Here is a 21678-nt window from a genome sequence, read left to right as displayed (position 1 = left end):
CGGGGCTTGCCCCGCTGCCCGGGAGGGGCGAGCCTCCCCTGTGCCAGATTTTCACCAGACAGGTTTCCATAAGGGTGACTGTCCTTTGGCGGGGCATGAGACAGCACACTCATGAGGCATGACTTACCTCTCATGATACCCGGACAACAAATCGCCATCCGGTAGTGTGGCGAACGCAATCATGCTATGCAGCCGCCATGACCGTTCGCACACGCTTTGCCCCCTCTCCCACCGGCTTGCTGCATATCGGCAATGCCCGTGCGGCCCTGTTCAATTTCCTCTTCGCCCGCCATCACGGTGGGCAATTCCTGCTCAGAATCGAGGACACGGATCGCGAGCGCTCGACGCAGCGCGCGGTGGATGTGATTTTCGAAGGGCTGGCCTGGATGGGCATCACGGCGGATGAGGAGCCTGTATTCCAGTCCACGCGTCAGGGACGCCATACGGAAGTGGCGCAGGAACTGCTCGAGAAAGGTCTGGCCTATCGCTGCTATTGCACGGCAGACGAACTGAAGCAGATGCGTGAGGACGCAATCGCGAACGGCCAGCCACCGCGCTATAACGGCATGTGGCGTGACCGTGATCCCTCTGAAGCTCCCGAGGGAGCGCCTTTCGCCGTGCGCCTCAAGGCACCGCGCGAGGGTGAGACAATTATCAACGATCTGGTCCAGGGCGAGGTCCGCGTCGCCAATGCCGAAATGGATGATCTGATCATCCTTCGCTCGGATGGCACACCCACCTATCTGCATGCCGTGGTGTGCGATGACCATGATATGGCGATCACCCATGTGATCCGTGGTGACGATCATCTGACCAACACGTTTCGTCAGGCGATGATCTATCGCGCCATGGGCTGGGATCTGCCGCATTTCGCCCATCTGCCGCTCATTCACGGACCGGACGGCGCGAAGCTGTCCAAGCGTCATGGCGCACAGTCAGTGGTCGAATTCCGCGATGAGGGCTTTCTGCCGGAGGCGCTGTGCAATTACCTGCTGCGTCTGGGCTGGGGGCATGGCGATGCCGAGATCCTCAACCGTGAAGAGCAGATCCGTCTGTTCGATCTGGATGGCGTCGGTCGCTCGCCGTCACGCATGGATTACGTCAAGCTGACGCATCTGAACGGTGTCTATATGCGTGAGGCCGATGATGCACGTCTGACCGACGATGTGATCGCACGCCTGAAGGAACGCGAGGATGTGACTGTGAATGATGCGCTGCACGCCCGCGTGCTGACGCTGATGCCGGGCCTCAAGGAGCGCGCCAAGCTTCTGACAGACCTCGCCGACAGCGCGGCGTTTCTGGGTCGTTCCCTGCCCTTTACCTATGACGCCAAGGCACAGAAGCAGCTTTCGGAAGAAGGCAAGGATGTGCTGCGCGGTGTGGCGCAGGCCCTCGCTCTGGTGGAGCCATTCGAAGCGTCGGCCATTGATGGCGCACTTCGCGAATTCGCCGAGGCGAAAGCCATCAAGCTGGGTCAGGTTGCCCAGCCCCTGCGTGCGGCCATGACCGGCAGCACGGTATCGCCCGGTATCGACCTGACACTGCAAGCCCTTGGCCGGGACGAGGTTCTGGCCCGTATAGGAGCCGCGATCGCGCATGGCTGACACGCTCACCCGACGGCATCATCTGCTCGGCCTTGAGGGCATGAGCGCCGAAGAGATCACCCCCTATCTCGATCTCGCGGCCAATTATGCCCTGCTGAGCCGTTCACGCACCGCACCGCGTGATGCGCTGCGCGGCCGGACGGTGATCAACATGTTCTTCGAGGACAGCACCCGCACACGCACGAGCTTCGAACTGGCGGGCAAGCGTCTGGGGGCGGATGTCATCAATATGACGGTCGCCACCTCCTCGGTGAACAAGGGCGAGACGCTGCTCGACACGGCGGCCACGCTCAACGCCATGCGCTGCGACCTGCTGGTGGTCCGTCACGCGGCCTCAGGTGCGCCAGCCCTGCTGGCCCAGAAGGTCGAGGCCAGTGTGGTCAATGCCGGTGACGGCATGCACGAGCACCCGACACAGGCCCTGCTCGATGCCCTGACCATCAAGCGCCATCTTGGCACACTCAGCGGGCTGACTGTCGCGATCTGTGGTGATGTCGGCCATAGCCGTGTCGCGCGCTCGAACATCCATCTGCTGACCGCCATGGGCAGCAAGGTGCGTCTGGTGGGACCGCCCACCCTCGTTCCTGCGGCGATGGCTTCGCTGGGTTCGGTCACGATCCATCACGATATGGAAAGCGGCCTGCGTGATGCCGATGTGGTCATGACTCTGCGCCTGCAACGCGAGCGCATGGGCGCCGGGCTGGTGCCGAGTGCTCGTGAGTTCTTCCGTTTCTATGGCGTCGACAGCCGCCGCCTCGCCCTGGCGAAACCCGGCGCACTGGTCATGCATCCGGGTCCGATGAACCGTGGTGTCGAAATTGCCTCGGACGTGGCGGACTCAGCGCAGAGCGTCATTCAGGAACAGGTCGAAATGGGCGTAGCCGTGCGCATGGCTGTGCTCGACCGACTCTCACGTATGCGGACAGCGTCATGACCGATCTCATTTTCGAAAATGTCCGGCTAATCGATCCGGTAACGGGTCAGGAGTCGCTTTCGCGCCTGCGCATTTCAAATGGTTGCATCGCGGGGCGTGACAAGGCTGGCGCCGAAGGTGCGCCGGAAGGGGCCCAGAGTATCGATGGTCAGGGCGCGGTTCTCTGCCCCGGCTTGGTCGATATGCGTGTTGCGATCGGCGAGCCGGGTTTTGAATATCGTGAAACCATCGCCTCCTGCGCCCGCGCCGCGGTTGCCGGTGGCGTGACAACGCTGGCGGCCCTGCCCAATTCCAAACCTGCCATCGACGAGCCCGCTCTGGTGCGCCTGCTGCGTGGCCGTGGCGAGGAAACAGGCCTCGTCACCATCCTGCCCTACGGCGCGCTCACCAAGGGCTGCAAGGGTGAGGAAATGGCCGAGCTTGGCATGTTGCGCGAAGCCGGGGCGGTTGCCTTTACCGATGGTATTCATGCCATTGCCGACACCAAGCGCATGCGCCAGCTTCTGGCCTATGCCAAGGGGATTGGCGCTCTGGTGGTGCAGCACCCGGAAGACCCGTCTCTGGCAAAAGGGGGCGCTGCCACGGCGGGAGCACTGGCAACCCGCATGGGCCTGCCCCAGATACCTGCCGCTGCTGAGGCCATTCTGATTGCCCGCGATATCCGTCTTGCGGAAATGACCGGCGCCCCCTTGCATTTCGGCCATGTCTCGACCGGCGAAGGGCTCGATCTGATCCGTCAGGCCAAGGCCCGGGGTCTGGCCATTACCTGCGACACGGCGCCCCCCTATTTTGCGCTGAATGAAGAGGCGATTGGCGAATTTCGTACCTACGCCAAGCTTTCGCCTCCGTTGCGTGCAGAAGAGGACCGTCTGGCGGTCTGTGCGGCGCTCGCGGATGGGACAATCGACGCCATTGCCTCGGACCATGCGCCATGGGACGCCGATGACAAGCGCCTGCCTTTCGCTCAGGCCTGCGCAGGCGGGACAGGCCTGACCACGCTGCTGGGTGTCGGTCTGTCTCTGGTGCATGACGGCGTGCTTACCCTGACGCAACTCATTGCGCTGCTCACCCGCCGCCCTGCCCGGTTGCTGGGCAGCGATGCCGGAACGCTGGACGACGGCGCAAGCGCCGATCTGTGCCTGTTCGACCCCGCAGCTGAATGGGTGGTTGAAGCGGGCGAACAGCCCGGACGGGCGCAGAACACACCCTTTGATGGCAAGCGTCTCAAGGGGCGTGTGCTGGGGACATGGAAGAACGGGCACCGCGTTTTTGATGGTGCTGCCTGATGATCCATCATCTGCTCACGCCACCTTTCCTGCTGTGTGCCGGTATCGCCTATCTGCTGGGCAGCATCCCTTTCGGGTTGCTGATCAGCCGTGTCGGCGGGGCGGGTGACATACGCAAGATCGGCTCGGGCAATATCGGCGCGACGAACGTCCTGCGCACGGGTCGCAAAGGTCTGGCTGCGGCAACCCTGCTGCTCGACGGACTCAAGGGGGCACTGGCGGTGCTCTTGGTCCGGCTTTTGCTTGATGGCGGCATCCAGACAGGTATGGCTGTCGCCGCAGTCTGTGTCGTGATTGGCCATTGCTTTCCGGTCTGGCTTGGCTTTCGCGGGGGCAAGGGCGTTGCGACCGGGCTGGGGGCGCTGTTTGCCCTGTGCTGGCCCGTGGGCATTGCCTGCTGTCTGGTCTGGCTGGCGGTTGCCAAACTCTCCCATATCTCATCAGCAGGGGCGCTGGCTGCTTTTGCCGTGGCACCGTTCATCATGGCCCCGCTGAGTGAACAGCCCTTGCACAGCCCGCTTTCCATCGCGACACTCATCCTGACACTTATCATTCTCCTGCGTCACACGAGTAATATCCGACGTCTGCTCACGGGGCGGGAATCGCGAATCAATATTGACCCGCCGCCCCAGACCAAGCGGGAAATCTGACCCATCATGTCGGCCGTACCCCAGGGAAATGAACGGCTCGACATTGTGCGCCTGGCCCGCACGGATGGCATCGGCCCCGTCAACTTCCGACGGCTGATGAATGAGCACGGGACTGCCAGCGCCGCCATCGAGGCATTGCCCGAACGCGTGCGCAAGGTGGGACGGCGCGCCACCATTGCCATCCCGACGAGAGACAGTGTCGAAGCTGAGCAGGAGAGGCTGGCGCAACACGGTGGGCGCATGTTGCTTCTTGGCGACCCGGACTACCCCACCCTCCTCTCACGCATTACCGATGCTCCCCCCGTTCTGAGCCTATGGGGCCAGGCTGAAAAACTGTCACAGAAGGCCATTGGAATTGTCGGCGCACGCAATGCCTCAGCCGGAGGGTTGCGCATTGCCGAGAGCCTGAGCGGGGTTCTTGCCCAAGAGGGCTGCGTGATCGTGTCGGGCCTGGCCCGCGGGATCGATACTGTCGCTCATCGTGCGGCCCTGCATCAGGGCATGACGGTTGGTGCCGCAGCGGGCGGCCTCGACTGTTTCTATCCCCCCGAAAACGAGGCACTCTATCGCGCCATTGCTGAACGGGGCTGCGTTGTGACCGAGGCCCCTCTCGGTACGATTCCCCAAGCCAGTCACTTCCCGCGACGCAACCGTCTGATCGCCGGCCTCTCTCTGGGTGTCATCCTGATCGAGGCCGCGATGCGCTCAGGCACACTGATCACCGCCCGCCTTGCCCTCGATTACGGACGGGACGTGTTTGCCGTTCCGGGCTCACCACTCGACCCACGCTCACGCGGTGGCAACGACCTGTTGCGACAGGGCGCGATTCTGACCGAGACGGCGCAGGATGTCCTGAACCAGATCGAAAGCGGCGCCCGCACCCGTATCGAACCTCGTTGGACAGGTCTGCCAGGCTTTTCAGAGCCCGAAAGCGCAGGGTTTTCACCGCCTCCGGACCCCGAGAACGTCAAAAAAAGAATATGTGAGCTTCTCTCTCCGACGCCTGTGGCAGTTGACGATATCGTGGCGCACTGCCAGTTCTCGGTTTCCACGGTGCTGTCCGCCCTGTCAGAACTCGAACTTGGCGGCACAGCGACCTTCCTTCCCGGGGGGCAGGTTGTCCTGACAGCCTGACCCAACGGTTACGAACAGGCCGGAGCGGTTCTGGAGTAGAGATGACTGATGTCGTAGTGGTCGAAAGCCCGGCGAAGGCAAAGACCATCAACAAATATCTGGGCGATAATTTCATCGTTCTGGCATCCTTCGGCCATGTCCGCGATCTGCCGCCCAAAGACGGCAGCGTGCGGCCTGACGAGAATTTCGCCATGGACTGGCAGACCGATGAGCGTGGGGCGAAGCAGATCGCCACTATCGCGAAAGCGGTCAAGAACGCCGATACGCTCTATCTCGCCACTGACCCGGATCGCGAAGGCGAGGCCATTTCCTGGCATGTCCGTGCCGCACTGGAAGAGAAGAACCTGCTGCGCGGCAAGAACGTGCAGCGCGTCACCTTCAATGAAATCACCAAATCAGCCGTGCAGACGGCCATGGCGAATCCGCGTGCGCTCGATCAGCCTCTGATCGATGCCTATATGGCCCGCCGTGCGCTCGATTATCTGGTCGGGTTTACCCTCTCGCCCGTGTTGTGGCGCAAACTGCCCGGCAGCCGCAGCGCCGGTCGCGTACAGTCCGTTGCGCTGCGTCTGATCTGCGAGCGCGAGGCCGAGATCGAGGTCTTCAAAAGCCGCGAATATTGGTCGGTCACAGGGTCTTTCGCGACACCGCGCAACGCTGCCTTTTCGGCAAGGCTGACGCATCTTGATGGCCGCAAGCTCGATCAGTTCGATCTGGACAATGCCGAGAAAGCCCATGCGGCGCGCGATCTCGTCGCCTCAATAGGCTTCAAGGTCCGCTCCGTCGAGCGCAAGAAGGCCAGACGCAACCCGCCCGCGCCCTTCACCACCTCAACGTTGCAGCAGGAAGCCTCGCGCAAGATCGGCATGAGCGCGCAATCGACCATGCGTGCTGCCCAGCAGCTCTATGAAGGTGTCGATCTGGGCGGCGAGACGGTCGGTCTGATCACCTATATGCGTACCGATGGTGTGACGATGGCGGCCGAAGCCGTCCACGCCATCCGCGACATGATCGGAAGCAGTTACGGCGCGCCCTATCTGCCGGAAAAACCGCGCGTCTATACCAGCAAGGCCAAGAATGCGCAGGAAGCGCATGAGGCTATTCGCCCCACCGATGTCACGCGCACGCCTGAGTCAATGGCCCGGCATCTCTCGGGTGAACAGATGCGCCTGTACGAGCTGATCTGGAAACGCGCCGTCGCGTCACAGATGCAGTCGGCAGAGCTCGATCAGGTTGTGGTCGATCTGTCCGATGCCGCGCAGCGCACCATTCTGCGCGCCAATGGCTCGATCATCGCGTTTGACGGTTATCTCAAGCTCTATAGCGAGGGGCGTGACGATACCAAATCGGATGAGGATGAGGGTCGTGTCCTGCCAGCCATGAGCGAGGGCGACGCGCTCTCGACCCGTGGTGTCGAGGCTGACCAGCATTTCACCCAGCCGCCGCCGCGCTTCTCGGAAGCCAGTCTGGTCAAGCGTATGGAAGAAATCGGCATTGGCCGTCCCTCGACCTATGCCTCGATCCTGACCGTTCTGCGCGACCGCAACTATGTGCGTCTGGATGCGCGGCGCTTCATTCCCGAGGATCGCGGCCGGCTGGTCACGGCATTCCTGACCTCCTTCTTTGAACGCTACGTGGACACCGATTTCACGGCGACGCTCGAAGAACAACTCGATGACATCTCCGATGGTCGCGCCGACTGGCACGACATCATGGCTGCGTTCTGGCGCGATTTTTCGGCGGCCGTAGCACAGACCAAGGACCTCAAGATCTCGGATGTCATCGATGCGCTCGATGAGGATCTGGGCTCGCATTTCTTCCCCGCGCGTGAAGATGGCGGTGACCCAAGGCAGTGTACGGCCTGTGGCACGGGGCGCCTGGGGCTGCGTCTTGGCAAGTTCGGGGCCTTTATCGGCTGCTCGAACTACCCGACCTGTCAGTTCACCCGTCGCCTCGTGGCCGAAGATGGCGCTGAGGGCGAGACGCTCAAGGAGGGAATGAAGAGCCTCGGTCAGGACCCGGAAACGGGTGAGGAAGTGACCGTGCGCCGCGGCCCCTACGGGCTTTATATCCAGCGCGGCGAGGCCGACCCCGAAAACAAGAAGATCAAGCCCAAGCGCACCACCATTCCCAAGGGGCTGGAGGGCGACAAGCTGACGCTGGACAAGGCGATCGGCCTTCTCTCCCTGCCGCGCAAGCTGGGCCCTCACCCTGAAACCGGCGAGATGATTGAGGCCGGGCTGGGGCGTTTTGGCCCCTATGTGAAGATGGGGTCCATTTTCGGTACGCTTGATGCCGACGATGACGTGCTGACGGTTGGGCTCAATCGCGCCATCGACTCGCTGGCCAAAAAGCTGGCATCGATTCGCAATCTCGGTGCTCATCCCAAGGACGGCGAGGCCGTGATGGTCCGCAAGGGACGATTTGGCCCTTACGTGCAGCATGGGCAGGTCGTGGCCAATCTGGCCAAGGGCCAGATGATGGATGACGTGACCCTCGATGAGGCTCTGGCGCTTCTGGCTGAAAAGGGGAAACCCCTGAAGGCCAAGGGCAAGACCACACGCAAGACCACGACCAAAGCCGCGTCGGGCGACGCAGCGACCGAAAAGGCCACGCCTCGCAAGAAGGCCGCGCCGAAAGCTGCCGCCAAGAAACCGGCAGCCAAAAAGGCGGCACCCGCCAGAAAAAAAGCCCCAGAAAAGGCGGGGGGTGAGAAACCAGCGAGGAAATCACGCGCTTCAAGGACAACAGATGGTGATGACGCCGCGTAATTTGCGTTTTTGATGCCACAGACCGTGGCAAAAACGTCGCTCTCCCTGTTAGGCTCCCTTTCGCGGTCCAGGCAGGACCGTTAAAGCGGCACTCGATGGGGGAAGCCATCGCCCTGATGGTCAAGGTCACCGGCTCTGAACAACGTTCCTTTCCTGACTGGCGCGCCCTCACGAGGGCTTGTGGGCGCAATGGGGCTGGCCGTTGCCTTTGCCACTCTGGCTGGACCATATCCCGCTGAAGCCGCCCACTCTCGTTCAAGAGGCGCTCCCCAGACAGAACTTGCGCAAGCGACCCTGTCGCAGAGTGCGCAGGATCCTGTAGCCAGCAACGCCCAGACTTCTCGATCGCTGGATACGGGACTCCTTGCTTCTGTCCTGTCGAGCGCATTCCGGTTTCTCACACCACGAACTCTGGATGCCCATTCAAGCCGCACGTACAGCCTATGGGGCCTTGATGGCCTGACAGCGATCGATCCCTCCATAACGATTGAGGAGCCATCGCCAGCACCGCGTGAAGCGCCGCTCATTCGTTTGAGCCTGAGCCAGAAAACCATCGCGGAGTTCCGCGAGCCGGGCGAAAACGAGACAGGCGACTGGATACGTGTTCTGGTCTCGATCATGAATGCGGCATGGCGTGCCTCACCCGCGCTGAGGAGCGCCGGCCGCGACGCCCTGCTACAGAGCTTTTTTGACGAGTTGTTCAACCACCTTGACCCCTACTCACGTTATGTAGCGCCTTCATCCGCCGGTAACGACCGCGCAAACCGCGCAGGTGATGTGGCAGGGGTCGGCATCTCACTGGTGCGGGACGGTACTGCGCTGGTGATCGGGGCGATCAACGCCAATGGGCCAGCCTGGGCAGCTGGAGCAAACATTGGTCAGAAGCTCCTCGCTGTTGACGGGAAATCGACTCGAAACCAGGACCCGGCGAGCGTGGAAAGCTGGCTGGTTGGCGCACCCGGCAGCAAGGTCAAGCTGCTGCTGGCCGATCCCGGGCGTCATGGGGCGATCATGCGCCTCGATCGTCAGATCGTGCCGCCCCAGACAGTGTTTGCCAGTACTCACGACCATATCGCCGTAATGCGTATCTCGTCGTTTTCATCGGATACAGCCGAGGAACTGAGCCAGAATATCGATCAGGCCCTGCAGGACAAGAAGCTGGTCGGGCTGATATTTGATCTGCGTGGTGATCGCGGCGGAGTACTGCAACAGGCCGTGACCGCGACTGCGCTGGTTCTCGATCAGGGCATTGCCGTTGTCACGAAAGGGCGGGATCCGAAATCGAACCATATCTGGGCGGTGCAGGGCGGTGACATGACACATGGCCTGCCCATCACGGTTCTGGTCGATGGACGAACGGCCAGCGCGGCCGAGATCATGGCAGCTGCCCTGTCCGATCATCGACGCGCAGTTGTGATTGGCAGCGCAACCCTCGGCAAAGGCCTGGTGCAGGCCATTGGCCAGATGCCTGATGGCGGCGAGCTGTTCGTGACATGGAGCCGCGTGCTGGCACCGCTTGGCTGGCCGCTGCAGGGACTGGGTGTTACGCCACAGATCTGCACATCGCGCGGAGCCTTCTCCCTGGAACAACAGCTGGGCGCTCTTGCGCAGGGCAGATTGCAGGATGCCGACACCGTACGAGCCAGTCGCGAAATCCGCTTTCCGGTCAGCGTGTCGAGAATTCTCGATATCCGTCGTCACTGCCCTGCAGCTCTTGGCACAGATACGGACCTCGATACAGCTGCCCTGCTCCTGCATCGACCCGCGAGCTATCGCGCTGCCCTGGCCGCCATGCCAGATGATATGGACGACGCTTCACCGTGACGGAAGCCCGCTTGAAAACAGGCCTTTGGGCGCGCGCGCTCATGCGGCTCGTGCAAAGTCAGGGTCATGGCGCGATGATGCTCAAGCGAGGCGATGAAGATGCCGGGGCGCTGCTGATTGTACTGACTGACAAGGAGAACCGCCTTGCAGTGCTACGTGTTGCGGGGTTGGGACAGGGTTGGGAGCGTCATTGCATGAGCGATCCCCTCGCGCTGGACGCCTATCTCGAGCGCCAGAAACGTTATGATCCTGACCTGTGGGTTCTTGAGTTCACCCTCGGGAGCATAGACGAGCCCATAGAACATATCCTGCCAGATCGCGGAGGCTGAGTCAGTCTTACGGGCGGCACACGCGACAAGCCATCGTCACGAGGAGTGTTGCAGCCATCCCACACTCGGGGCAGGAAGAAGGAAGTGCCTCACTTGGTGAACGCACCGGGAGAGGAAACATGCGTTGCACAGGGATGACAGTTCAGCGAAAAGACGGCATTCAGATCGCTGCGGACGGCCAGGAGACTGGCCTGCTCTCAGTCTGCCGCGTGAAAAGGATGGAGAAGACGATATGACGCTGGAACACCGAACGCGCGGTAAAGCCGTTTGCCGCCCGTTTTACGATGTCCGGCAGGTGGTCGGATCCTTCTCCCGCCTCATGCGCCGACATGGGCAGAGTCTGACAGCACTGGCCGGCTTTGGATTTGTCGGTTTCACCCTCGCTGCAGCCCCCGCCCAGGCACAGGTCGTCAAGGGCCTGTATGTGGCTGGTTCCGGTGGCGCGAGCTTCAACCAGGATCAGACCGTGCGTCTGTCACCTGTTCTGCCGAGCGGTCGTGACCATTATGACGCTGGTGTAACAGGGCTGGGCTCGGTCGGCTGGGGTCTTGGTAACGGCTTTCGCGTTGAAGTCGAAGGCAATTACCGCAACAATCGCCTGCAGCAGTTCAAGTCCAGCTACTTCCCTTCGGCAGCAGGTGGTCGTCAGCAGGGTTATGGCGTGATGGCCAATGCCCTGTTCGATATGGATATCGGTGCCAACTGGGTCTATCCCTATTTCGGCGCTGGTATCGGCTATGGCTGGCAGGCCATGAACGCCTCGGTGCGGGCACCTAACAACTATCTTAGCCAGAAAATTGGCGGGACAACGAGCAATTTTGCCTATCAGGGCATCTTCGGCCTGTCCTTCCCCGTACCTTTCGCCGTCGGTCTGTCTTTCACCACCGAGTATCGCTTCTATTCGCTGCTTGGCCCCAACGGCCATCACGCAACGGGGTATGGCAGCATTGGTGGTTACGACACCCCACGCCCTGCAGGGGCGATGGATGGCAATCGTGTCACCCGCAATGATTTCAACCATTCCTTGCTGCTGGGCCTGCGCTACGAGTTCAATCCTGCCCCGCCGCCGCCGCGCAGTGTTCCCGTCATGACAGCGCCCGCCCCAGCACCGGCCCGCAGCTATCTGGTGTTTTTTGACTGGGATCGTGCGGATCTGACGGACAGGGCGCGTTCGATTGTCGGCACGGCCGCGCAGAACTCAACCCACACGCAGCTGACCCGCATTGAGGTGAATGGCTACACGGATAACAGCGCGGCTCATCCGGGCGCCCGTGGTGCCAGCTACAACCTTAAGCTTTCACAACGTCGTGCCGATGCCGTGCGTGCTGAGCTGATCCGTGACGGCGTGGCCGGTGGGCTGATTGCGGTCAAGGGCTATGGTGAAAGCAACCCGCTTGTCCAGACCGGCCCCAACACGCGTGAACCGCAGAACCGCCGTGTAGAGATCATCCTGCACTGATCAGGGCCATCACGCTGCCTGAGGGGCCGCGTGATGGATCGACGTGCTACGGACATGATCGAATGACGATAAAAAAGCCCTGAGCCGCATGGCGGTTTCAGGGCTTTTTTATGCCTGGTGATCAGACCAGCCCGTTGAAGAGCGACGTCGAGAGGTAGCGTTCCGCAAAGGACGGTACGATCGAGACGATCGTCTTGCCGGCGTTTTCCTCGCGCTGTGCCAGCGCCAGAGCTGCATGGAGCGAGGCGCCGGAAGAAATACCGATGGGAATGCCCTCAATGCGTGCACAGCGCCGGGCCGCAGCCATCGCATCGCGCTCGGACACCGCAAGAACGCCATCGAGCAGTGAGGAGTCGAGCGTATTCGGGCAGAAGCCAGGACCGATACCCTGGATACCATGCGGGCCGGGATCATCGCCATTCAGCACGGCGCTTTCGGCGGGCTCGACGCCCCAGAACTGCATTTCGGGCTTTCTGGGACGCAAGGTGCGGGCGATCCCGGTCAGTGTGCCACCTGTGCCGACACCTGCGACCACCAGATCGACCTTGCCCTGCGTATCCTCCCAGATCTCCTCGGCGGTGGTCAGGGCATGGATTTCCGGGTTCGCGGGATTATCGAACTGGCTTGGCATCCAGGCATCGGGCAGCGAGGCGACGAGTTCTTCCGCGCGAAGAATGGCCCCGGCCATGCCGCGCGCCGCAGGCGTCAGTTCAAGCTGGGCATCCATCATGCGCAGCATCTTGCGTCGCTCGATCGAGGCGCTTTCCGGCATGGTCACGATCAGCCTGTAGCCTAGAGCCGCCGAGGCGAAAGCCAGGGAGATACCGGTATTACCTGAGGTCGGTTCCACCAGAACGGTACGCCCCGGTGTGATGTCGCCCCGGGCCTCGGCCTGCTGGATCAGGGCAAGGCCGATACGATCCTTTACCGAGCCAAGCGGGTTGAAGAATTCCAGTTTCAGCAGCAACCGGGCGTGAAGTTTGTCAGCCTCGGTCAGGCGCGGCACGGCCACCAGCGGCGTACCGCCCACCGTTTCCAGAATCGACTCATAGACACGACCCCTCGGTGCGGCATAGCGCGATGCAAAACCACGCGCCTCGTCCTTTTCGTGTCGAATGGTCATAGTTGGGTCCCTCGTATCAGATGGCAGGACGATGTTTCCTGCAATGTCGGCTTTCCTGCGATGCCGGTCTGTGATTTGCAGGCAATAACTGCTATATTACGCGTAATTTGTCATTGAGGAAAAATCTGCATGTATCTCCGCAGGGACAGGGCGATGGTTGCCGTGATCATCATGGTCGATGTGGCCTTCCATGCAGGGCGCTCAAGCCTGGTGAGCGGTGGGGATATCGCCGAACGCGCAGGGCTGGCCCGCCGTGGGATCGAGCCCCTGCTTCAGGCTCTATCACGCTCGGGATTGCTGGAAAGCGTGCGTGGGCCCCGTGGTGGCTATCGCCTGGGGCGGCCACAACGCGATATTGGCCTCGATGAGATTGTCCGCGTGGTTGTATCGGAAGATACCGGGACCGAGGAGACCGCTCAGGGAGCGCTCTTTCGCAGCGTTATCGAGCCATGCTGGCAGGTTCTGGATGAGACGGTTCGCAGTGAAATGGCCGCACTGACCCTTGAGGAAATGGTGCGCCGCGCCGAGGCTGCAGGCCTCCGACGGCCCGTCCACGAGCCGATTTCATTTTCGATCTGAAGAAAACTCAGGGTCGGGGCTGATAACACGCCGGGGAAAACAATCCCGCCGCCCTCAGGCCTGCGGGCTGACACCGCCTATGGAAGGTTCGACCGGTGGGGGCTCCCGGAAAAGCCCCCCGGCTCTAACCCTTACTTCTTGCTGCTCTTGCGGCGTGTCGCTGTACGCTTGGCAACCGGCTTCTTGGCCGCAGGGGCCAGAACAGGCGCTGGCGGGGCAGCAACGGTCACGCCGGTTGCATCGACCATGGCGTTGACGGTCAGCTTCGTACGCGGCTCGGTACCGCCGGGGATCAGGATCGCCGTGAAGCTGTCCTTGCCCGCATAGGCCGTGCTGGGCGTATACGTCACATAGGTATGGTCATCGAAGTTGTAGATGAAGGCCTTGCCGTGCTCTGGCGCAGGTGACACGCCAAAGGAGCGGTAATTCGTATTCCCTGGCTTTTGAACAGAAAGAGCGCAGAGCCCGTCATCGCTACGGACTGTCATATCGACGGACATGCTGCCATCAGCGGCTGTCTTGACCGGCGTCGTCTTACAGACAGCAGAGACCTTCTGATAGCCGAAGGGATTGGGGGGCACGACGCGCTGTACAACAGGCTTTTGTGCGCAGGCCGCCAGGGTCAGGGCCGAAACGAGAGTAATTGCAGAACCACGCAGTCGCACCATCAACTCCACTGATCACATGTCATCGAAAATCGATTCTGCCTTGTTTTGCACCAGCAGGCCCGACACAAGATGTTCAGGAGCGTGTTTCACGCACCTGAAAACAAATTCATCCAAGGCCCTAGCGCAAGCCGCGCCCCACAGGAAGGGGGAAGCAGGGCCCGAATCAAAAGAAAAGGGTGCGCGGGTTTTTTTTCACCGAATCAGTCTAAACGCTTGCCTGCGAGCATTTTCTCGCCGCAATTGCTGCGACATAATCGGATAAAGTTCCGTATTCCCGCGTGCCTCCTGATCTGGCCCGCCACATGCCTGCCCTGCCCGGAGAATCTCCGGCTTTCCAGTTTCTGCCCTTGTGGAGTCTCTTGATGTCGTTTTCAGCCCGGCAACGCCTCCTGCGCCCGTTTGCGCGTCTCACCGCCTGCGCCTTTATTGCTGGCAGCTTTTTCGCCTCCGGTGCTGCTTACGCCGCCGGGTGCAGCGAGTCCCCCGCCCATGAAGCCTTCAATGTGCAGGGTCTCAAGAGCGAACTGATGGTCACGGCGCTCTCGTGCAGCGCACAGGACCGCTACAACGCGTTCGTAGCGAAGTTCCGCCCCAAGCTGGCTGCCGAGGAAGAACGCCTCAACACCTATTTCAAGTCAGCCTATGGCCGTAACGCCATGAAGGCGCATGACGACTACATCACGCAGCTTGCCAATGTGCAGTCGGAAGGCGGCCTCAAGGCAGGTACGATCTTCTGTCAGCAGCGGGTCGCGATGTTCGACGAGGTCGATGCCCTCGATGATGGTGCCGATCTTGCGCATTACGCCGATGCGAAGGACGTGGTTCAGCCGGCCTCGTTCGAAACCTGCTCGGCCCCCGAAGCAGTCTCCCATAGCCGCAGCACCACCACACGGCGCACCCATCGCAAGACACGCGCCTAAAATCTGATCCTCTTCCTGCACGGGGCGCTTGACGACGCCCCGGCGAGGCCGTCAAGAACGCAATATGAACGACGACCTCTTCAAGAGCGATGAAAAGCCCGTGCGTCGGCCTAGAAAGGCCGCGCAGGCCCCCGTGCCGGAAAATTATGGCGCTGACCAGATTGAAGTCCTGGAAGGGCTCGAACCGGTCAGACGGCGCCCGGGCATGTATATCGGTGGAACCGACGACACCGCTTATCATCATCTTGCATCCGAAATTCTCGACAATGCGATGGATGAGGCTGTGGCAGGCCATGCCAGCGTCATCGATCTTGCCCTTGAGGGGCCCCATCTGCTGATGGTGCGCGACAATGGTCGCGGCATCCCGGTCGATCCCCATCCCAAATTTCGCGACCGCTCGGCCCTGGAGGTGATTTTCACCACACTCCACGCAGGTGGCAAGTTCTCGGGCAAGGCCTATGACACGTCGGGCGGTCTGCACGGCGTTGGCTCATCAGTGGTCAATGCCCTTTCGGACCGGCTCGAAGTCGAGGTCGCCCGCGAAAAGCTGCTATGGCGTCAGGATTACGCCCGCGGCAAACCCGTGACGGCGCTCCAGCAGGTTGGCAATGCACCCAATCGCCGAGGGACCACCATACGCTTCTCCCCCGATCCCGAGATTTTCGGCGGGCTCAGCTTCTCCCCTCTGCGGCTCTATCGCCTCTGCTGCTCCAAGGCGGCGCTATTTCGCGGTGTCACGATCCGGTGGAGTGTCGATCCCTCGCTGCTAAAGGCGGGAGACGAGATACCGGCCGAGGCGACCATTCACTTTCCCAATGGTCTGGCAGACAGCCTGAATGCAGAGCTGGGTGCCAGCCCCGCCCTGCTGGCACCGGTCTGGGCGGGTGAGGCAGAGTTGCCCCAGGCGGCTGATGGCCGGACCGGGGGCAAGCTGGAATGGGCCGTGGCGTTTCTGGAGCAGGGAGCGTCGAGCATGACCTCCTATTGCAATACCATTCCAACCCCTCAGGGCGGTACGCATGAGGCCGGCTTCAGATCGGCTCTCGTCAAGGGGCTGCGCGCCTGGGGTGAGAGCCGCAACATGAAGCGTGCGGCGGCAGTAACGGCGGAAGATGCGCTCGGTGCGCTGGCGGTCAAGCTCTCGGTCTTTATTCGTGACCCGCATTTTCAGGGCCAGACCAAGGAAAAGCTGACGACGCAGGAAGCCAGCCGCCTCGTTGAAGGCGCCTTGCGCGACCGGCTCGATCACTGGCTGGGCGGCAACCCGGCTCAGGCGGATAATCTTCTGGCCTTCATCATCGAACGCGCCGAAGAGCGTCTGCGCCGACGCGAAAGCAAGGACACACCGCGCAAGAGCGCCACGCGTCGCCTGCGCCTGCCCGGCAAGCTGACAGACTGCACGCGCGAAAATGCCGCCGACACTGAAATCTTTCTCGTCGAGGGCGACTCGGCTGGTGGTTCAGCCCGTCAGGCCCGTGATCGTGAAACGCAGGCGGTGCTGCCGCTGCGTGGCAAGATTCTCAACGTGGCCTCGGCCACGGCGGACAAGCTCAAGGCCAATCAGGAACTGCGCGATCTGGTCGAGGCGCTTGGCTGTGGATCGGGCTCCAGCTTCGATGTCGCCCGACTGCGCTATGGACGCGTGATCATCATGACCGATGCTGACGTGGATGGAGCCCATATCGCATCTCTGCTCATGACCTTCTTCTACCGCGAAATGCCCGATCTGGTGCGCAAGGGCCATCTCTACCTCGCCCAGCCGCCCCTTTACCGCCTGACGCATGGGGCCAAGACCGTCTATGCGATGGATGATGATGACCGCGTGCGCCGCCTCAAGCGCGACTTCAAACAAGGCGCAAAAGTCGAGATCTCGCGATTCAAGGGGCTTGGCGAAATGCCCGTGAAGGATTTGAAGCAGACAACCATGGACCCGGCCAAGCGCACGCTGCTGCGCGTTGTGACCCCGCCGGAGGACAGGGCACTCACGAGCGATCGCGTGGAGAGCCTGATGGGACGCAAGCCTGAACTGCGCTTTCGCTTCATTCAGGAGCACGCCCGCACGGCGGAATTGCTCGACGTCTGATGGCTGCTTTCGATCACCCCACTTCAACCCGTCTCGACAAACTTGGTGGCCTCGCCCTTCTGATTGGTGGAATTTCCTCCTTTCAGGTTGGCGCGGCGCTCGCCAAGAGCCTGTTTCCGCTTTTTGGTGCGGAAGGTATGGTGGGGCTACGCGTCTGTCTGGCCGCCGTCATTCTGCTCACCGTGATGAGACCCGGCCCGTCCGTGCTCAAACCGGGCATGTGGAAGCTGCTGCTGCCTTATGGCGCCTCGATGGCGGTCATGAATTTCGCGTTCTATATCGCTCTGGTGCGACTGCCGCTTGGTCTCGTCGTTGCCTTCGAGTTCATGGGACCGCTTTCGCTTGCGCTTATCGGCTCACGTCGCCTGCTCGATCTGCTATGGGCGGGTATGGTTCTGGGTGGCCTCTATCTGCTGCTGCGCCCTGACCATGTAGAAGGCCATCTGGACCCGATTGGCGTGATCGCAGCGCTCACTAGCGCCGTTGGCTGGGTCGTCTACATCCTGACAGGAACACGTATCGGACGTGTCATGCCCGCGGCACAGGCCACGACACTGGGAATGACCACAGCGGGCATCCTGCTGCTGCCCTGGCTGATACCGGCCATCTCCCCTGCCATCACGCATCCGCATCAGGGGATGCAGGCCGTGGGTGTGGCGGTTCTCTCCTCCGCCGTGCCGTATATTCTCGACATGATGGCCATGCGGCGCCTGGGGCCGAGGGATCTGGGTATCCTTCTTAGTCTGGAGCCCGTGCTGGGTTCCATTTCCGGCCTTCTGCTGCTGGGTGAATCACTCTCCGTGGCGCGATGGATGGGGGTGCTGTGCATTGCGGGGGCTTCCGCAGGCAATGTTTTGACCTCGCGTAAGCCCCCTCCGGATGGCGAAACCGTTCCTCCCACCTGAAGAAACACAGACATCCGCGCTATGATGGCGTCGTGTTAACGGCCTTGTCATGCAACAAGCTGCTCAAGACATCGTTCTGATCCTCGAAATTCCGCTTTGCGGGATATGTATTGAGGAGATTACTGATGCGTCGACTGATGAGTGCGGGTGCTGCCCTTGTTGCACTGTCCACCGGGTTTGCTGTTACACCGGCTTCTGCCGCAGCCCCCGGTGATGATAGCTCCGCCCGCAGCGTTGCCATGATGAAGGCTGAGCAGGTGAATGCCACCCGTGACTTCGGTCGCCTGTCCAAAGACGGGCAGAAGGCATTTGCTAACATCCTTTTGGCGCAACAGGCCCTGACAAATAATCAGAACGGGCAGGCACAAAGCCTGATCAACGATGCCGAGGCCCGTCTGGATAAGGCTGCGAAGGATAGCAAGGCCTTCATCAAGGCCGAGGATGCCATGCAACCTGTGCCGAGCCACGGCATGCCCAAGCGTGTTGCTGCCAGTGGCGTGCCCCTGCATTGGCTGCCTGTTGGCGGCGAATATGCCGTGACCGACACGCTGGCCCCGGCGCAGCAGACCGCTCTTGCCAATGCGAACCAGCATCTCAAGGCAGGTGACACGAAGCTGGTCAATCAGGATCTTCAGGTTGTCGGCACAAGCGTGCAGTACGTTGTGGCTCTGGCGCCGCTGGAGATGATCTCGGGCGACGTGCATCGCGCTTCCGTATTCATGGATGGCGGCGATACGAAATCGGCTGCCGATGCGCTGCAGAACGCTGTCGACTCAATCCTGTTCGTTTCCGGTGATGTCGTGGCAGTCACACATCCGTCTGCCGCCAAGCGTCACAAGATGGCTCATAGCCCCTCCTGATCCCCTGCCCCGGGGCACTCTACCCCGTACGCCCGTGCTCTGGCAGGGCATACGGGGCAGGGTTTCCGGAAACGAAGGTCAGTCTAGCGTATCCGGCCGAAGAGCTTTTCCAGCTCGTCCCGTCCAAGACGCAGCCATGTTGGCCGACCATGAGAGCACGTACCCGCGCGCGGCGTCTGCTCCATCTGTCGCAGGAGCGCCGCCATCTCGTCCTGCTGTAGCCGTCGCCCGGCGCGAATGCTGCCGTGGCATGCCATGCGGGCAATCACGGCATCGATACGACGCTCCAGAGCCGCACTGTCCCCCGGCGTCAGGTCGGGATCTGCCGCCAGTTCCTCGGAAAGATCGCGCAGCAAGGCGCTCCCGTCACCACCCTGAAGTAGTACGGGCATCGTGCGCAGCAGCACGCTGCCCCCCCCGAAAGATTCGATCTCCAGTCCCAGTGCCTCGAGCGCCCCTTTCCATTCCATGAGTCTGCCCGCCTGACCGGGCGGCAGATCGATGACCTCAGGAAGCAGGAGGCGCTGCGCCTTGAGCGACCCACTGGTGTACTGAGCCAGCAGTTTCTCATGGGTCAGACGTTCATGAGCGGCATGCTGATCGACAAGAATCAGATCGCCATCCTGACCGACAGCAAGGATATAGGTGTCGAAAACCTGTGCGACTGGCGCGCCGAGGGGAAAGCGCGCCATTTGAGCGGCATCTGGCTGAACCAGCGGGCGGGATGACGGTTCGAACACATTCAGCGGCGCGACGAGTGAGCGGTCATCCGGAGAACTGTCCGGCTCTTGAAAGCCGCCATACGGGCTGACAGACCCCGTTGCCGTGGGAGCGCCATTTCCGGTGAGCGCGGCATGGCTTGCCAGAAAACCCGGCGTCAGGCGCATCGGGTCGGGCGGTGGATAGTGGATGGCCTGACGCGACGGAGCGGCAAAACGTATCCTCACGCCGCCCTCACCCGCGCCGTGCCCCAGAGCGCGTTGCATGGCACCGATCATCAGACCGCGTACATCCGCCTCATCGGCAAAACGCAGTTCGGTCTTGGACGGATGCACGTTCACATCGACGCGGTCATGAGGCAGTTGCAGATGCAAGGCCAGAACAGGATGACGTCCCGGCTCGATGACGGGTCGATAGGCGACGCGTATGGCCGTCTTCATCAGCGGGTCAGCAACCGGGCGGTTGTTCACGATCAGAAACTGGGCGGCTGCCGTGGCCCGCGTTGCCGCAGGCCCACAGATGAAACCGCTCAGATGCAGGCCATTACGCTCCTCATCCAGTGCGATCAGGGAGTCGCTTTCGCCCAGAACCGCCTGAACGCGGGCGATAGTCGAGTGGGCGGGGAAGTCGAACACCAGACGCTCATCCAGCGTGAAACGCATGGCACAATGCGGGGCTGACAGCGCCAGTCGGCGCATGACCGCCTCGGCATGGCTGCCCTCCACGCGGGCAGATTTGAGAAACTTGCGTCGTGCTGGTGTCGCAAAGAACAGATCGGTCACAACCACACGCGTTCCGGGTGCACCGGGCGCGGGGGATGGAGGGGTCAGGACACCGCCTTCAAGGCGCAATTGCCATGCGGTATCGGCATCATGCGACCGTGAGGTCAGGCTCAGTCTGGCTGTGGCTCCGATGGAGGGCAAGGCTTCACCACGAAAGCCGAGCGTGACGATACGGGTCAGTGTCTCATCGGACAATTTGGAGGTGCAGTGTCGCTCGACAGCCATGAGCATGTCATCGGGCGACATGCCACAACCGTTATCGAGAACCTCGATGTGGTCGCACCCGCCACTGGCCAGAGCAACCTCGATACGGGTCGCGCCGGCATCAAGCGCATTCTCGACCAGCTCTTTCAGGGCAGCAGCCGGACGCTCCACCACCTCGCCTGCCGCGATCAGATCGATCACATGGCTGGAAAGGCGGCGTAGTCTGGGCTGAAGCTGGGGTCGCTCAGACGGCGTCATGACTTGGCATCAGAAGACGCCGAGGAATGCGCTCTTCGACTTTTTGGTAGGCGTGGCACCGGTGGAGGGGGTCTGACCCAGAGCCGAAGCACGCTGGATACGGCGGTTTTCTGCTTCGCTATCGACAACGCTGCCTGCATTGCCACCACGCCAGAACATGAGTTCATCAGTCAGACCAGCACCGGCAGCGCCGAGCTCGGCATTGTTGGGGGCCTTCGATGCCTGATCCACCTGACCGACCAGAGCCTGCTGACCAGCGCTGTTGCTACCGGAGGTGGTGTGCAGAGCCGCATTGGGCGAGAGGGTTTCGAGTGCCTGCATGCGGGGGTTTTCCTCCGCTGTATGGTCACCCTGTCCCGGCAGACTCAACTGCTCTGACGGCGGCATGGAGAGCGGGGCGCGGGTCGTGACCGTATACTCATCCGGCATCGAGCGTTCGAGACCGAACGCGCGCGAGACGTCAGAGCCGGAGCAGGCCGGAAGGAGCGCTGTCAGGCCGAGAACCGGCAGCACGCGGAGGACGGACGGAAGGAAAAGCTGAGCCATATCGGACCCGATCCTAAATGAGCGTTTCGGCATCGACAA

Annotated in this window: 18 protein-coding genes; 14 read left to right on the top strand and 4 right to left on the bottom strand. The window is 61.7% G+C overall.

The genetic code is table 11. From position 1 onward, the window contains the following. Nucleotides 1-197 precede the first annotated feature (197 nt). The 9 genes from gltX to F3J08_RS03325 all read left to right on the top strand — a co-directional run bounded on the left by gltX (nucleotide 198) and on the right by F3J08_RS03325 (nucleotide 11991). Complete coding sequence (gltX, locus tag F3J08_RS03365) at nucleotides 198-1604, top strand: glutamate--tRNA ligase (RefSeq protein WP_166928440.1); 1407 nt, start codon at nucleotides 198-200, stop codon at nucleotides 1602-1604. Next, nucleotides 1597-2538, top strand: coding sequence for an aspartate carbamoyltransferase catalytic subunit (locus F3J08_RS03360; RefSeq protein WP_122040384.1), 942 nt, complete (start codon nucleotides 1597-1599; stop codon nucleotides 2536-2538). Before gltX ends, F3J08_RS03360 begins: the two co-directional genes overlap by 8 nt. Continuing rightward, nucleotides 2535-3824, top strand: a complete 1290-nt coding sequence (locus F3J08_RS03355; protein ID WP_166928439.1) for a dihydroorotase family protein — start codon at nucleotides 2535-2537, stop codon at nucleotides 3822-3824. Before F3J08_RS03360 ends, F3J08_RS03355 begins: the two co-directional genes overlap by 4 nt. Next, the gene (gene plsY, locus F3J08_RS03350; protein WP_166928438.1) at nucleotides 3824-4474 is read left to right on the top strand and encodes a glycerol-3-phosphate 1-O-acyltransferase PlsY; all 651 of its coding nucleotides are present in this window, start codon (nucleotides 3824-3826) and stop codon (nucleotides 4472-4474) included. The genes F3J08_RS03355 and plsY overlap by 1 nt, the downstream gene beginning before the upstream one ends. A 6-nt stretch (nucleotides 4475-4480) precedes the next feature. After that, nucleotides 4481-5608: a DNA-processing protein DprA gene (gene dprA / locus F3J08_RS03345; protein WP_166928437.1), complete on the top strand. Its 1128-nt coding sequence runs from the start codon at nucleotides 4481-4483 to the stop codon at nucleotides 5606-5608. 41 nt (nucleotides 5609-5649) lie between these two features. After that, a complete protein-coding gene (topA, locus tag F3J08_RS03340; protein WP_166928436.1) occupies nucleotides 5650-8379 on the top strand; it encodes a type I DNA topoisomerase in 2730 nt (909 codons plus the stop codon). A gap of 189 nt (nucleotides 8380-8568) precedes the next feature. Further along, nucleotides 8569-10203: a S41 family peptidase gene (locus F3J08_RS03335; RefSeq protein WP_166928435.1), complete on the top strand. Its 1635-nt coding sequence runs from the start codon at nucleotides 8569-8571 to the stop codon at nucleotides 10201-10203. 11 nt (nucleotides 10204-10214) lie between these two features. Further along, complete coding sequence (locus F3J08_RS03330; protein WP_240149108.1) at nucleotides 10215-10532, top strand: DUF1491 family protein; 318 nt, start codon at nucleotides 10215-10217, stop codon at nucleotides 10530-10532. A gap of 319 nt (nucleotides 10533-10851) precedes the next feature. Then, a complete protein-coding gene (locus tag F3J08_RS03325) occupies nucleotides 10852-11991 on the top strand; it encodes an OmpA family protein (RefSeq protein ID WP_166928659.1) in 1140 nt (379 codons plus the stop codon). 121 nt (nucleotides 11992-12112) lie between these two features. On the opposite strand, the gene cysK is transcribed toward F3J08_RS03325, so the two are convergent. Next, a complete protein-coding gene (gene cysK, locus F3J08_RS03320) occupies nucleotides 12113-13114 on the bottom strand; it encodes a cysteine synthase A (RefSeq protein ID WP_023979356.1) in 1002 nt (333 codons plus the stop codon). Nucleotides 13115-13243: 129 nt separating this feature from the next. On the opposite strand from cysK, the gene F3J08_RS03315 reads away from it, so the two are divergent. Then, nucleotides 13244-13693: an Rrf2 family transcriptional regulator gene (locus F3J08_RS03315; RefSeq protein WP_122040391.1), complete on the top strand. Its 450-nt coding sequence runs from the start codon at nucleotides 13244-13246 to the stop codon at nucleotides 13691-13693. A gap of 131 nt (nucleotides 13694-13824) precedes the next feature. Here the strand turns inward: F3J08_RS03315 and F3J08_RS03310 are convergent, their stop codons facing one another. Further along, nucleotides 13825-14361, bottom strand: a complete 537-nt coding sequence (locus tag F3J08_RS03310; protein ID WP_122040392.1) for a hypothetical protein — start codon at nucleotides 14359-14361, stop codon at nucleotides 13825-13827. 362 nt (nucleotides 14362-14723) lie between these two features. Here F3J08_RS03310 and F3J08_RS03305 point away from each other — a divergent pair, with 362 nt between their 5' ends. The 4 genes from F3J08_RS03305 (at nucleotide 14724) to F3J08_RS03290 (ending at nucleotide 19129) form a co-directional block, all read left to right on the top strand. Continuing rightward, on the top strand, nucleotides 14724-15281 hold the full coding sequence (locus F3J08_RS03305; protein ID WP_240149107.1) for a hypothetical protein: 558 nt from the start codon (nucleotides 14724-14726) through the stop codon (nucleotides 15279-15281). 64 nt (nucleotides 15282-15345) lie between these two features. Next, nucleotides 15346-17364 carry a DNA topoisomerase IV subunit B gene (gene parE / locus F3J08_RS03300; protein WP_166928434.1) on the top strand — a complete coding sequence of 673 codons (2019 nt, stop codon included), beginning with the start codon at nucleotides 15346-15348 and terminating at the stop codon, nucleotides 17362-17364. Continuing rightward, nucleotides 17364-18269, top strand: a complete 906-nt coding sequence (locus F3J08_RS03295) for a DMT family transporter (RefSeq protein ID WP_122040394.1) — start codon at nucleotides 17364-17366, stop codon at nucleotides 18267-18269. Before parE ends, F3J08_RS03295 begins: the two co-directional genes overlap by 1 nt. A 125-nt stretch (nucleotides 18270-18394) precedes the next feature. After that, a complete protein-coding gene (locus F3J08_RS03290) occupies nucleotides 18395-19129 on the top strand; it encodes a YfdX family protein (protein WP_166928433.1) in 735 nt (244 codons plus the stop codon). Between the two features lie 83 nt (nucleotides 19130-19212). Here the strand turns inward: F3J08_RS03290 and mutL are convergent, their stop codons facing one another. Further along, entirely contained in the window at nucleotides 19213-21093 is a 1881-nt protein-coding gene (mutL, locus tag F3J08_RS03285; protein ID WP_166928432.1) for a DNA mismatch repair endonuclease MutL, read from the bottom strand. Nucleotides 21094-21102: 9 nt separating this feature from the next. Continuing rightward, entirely contained in the window at nucleotides 21103-21639 is a 537-nt protein-coding gene (locus tag F3J08_RS03280) for a DUF3035 domain-containing protein (protein ID WP_166928431.1), read from the bottom strand. Nucleotides 21640-21678: the final 39 nt, after the last annotated feature.

The sequence above is a fragment of the Asaia sp. As-1742 genome (genome assembly GCF_011753235.1).
Classification (GTDB): Bacteria; Pseudomonadota; Alphaproteobacteria; order Acetobacterales; family Acetobacteraceae; genus Asaia; species Asaia bogorensis_B.
The sequence above is the reverse complement of the archived record's forward strand: the minus strand, read 5'-3'. Positions and strand labels throughout refer to the sequence as shown.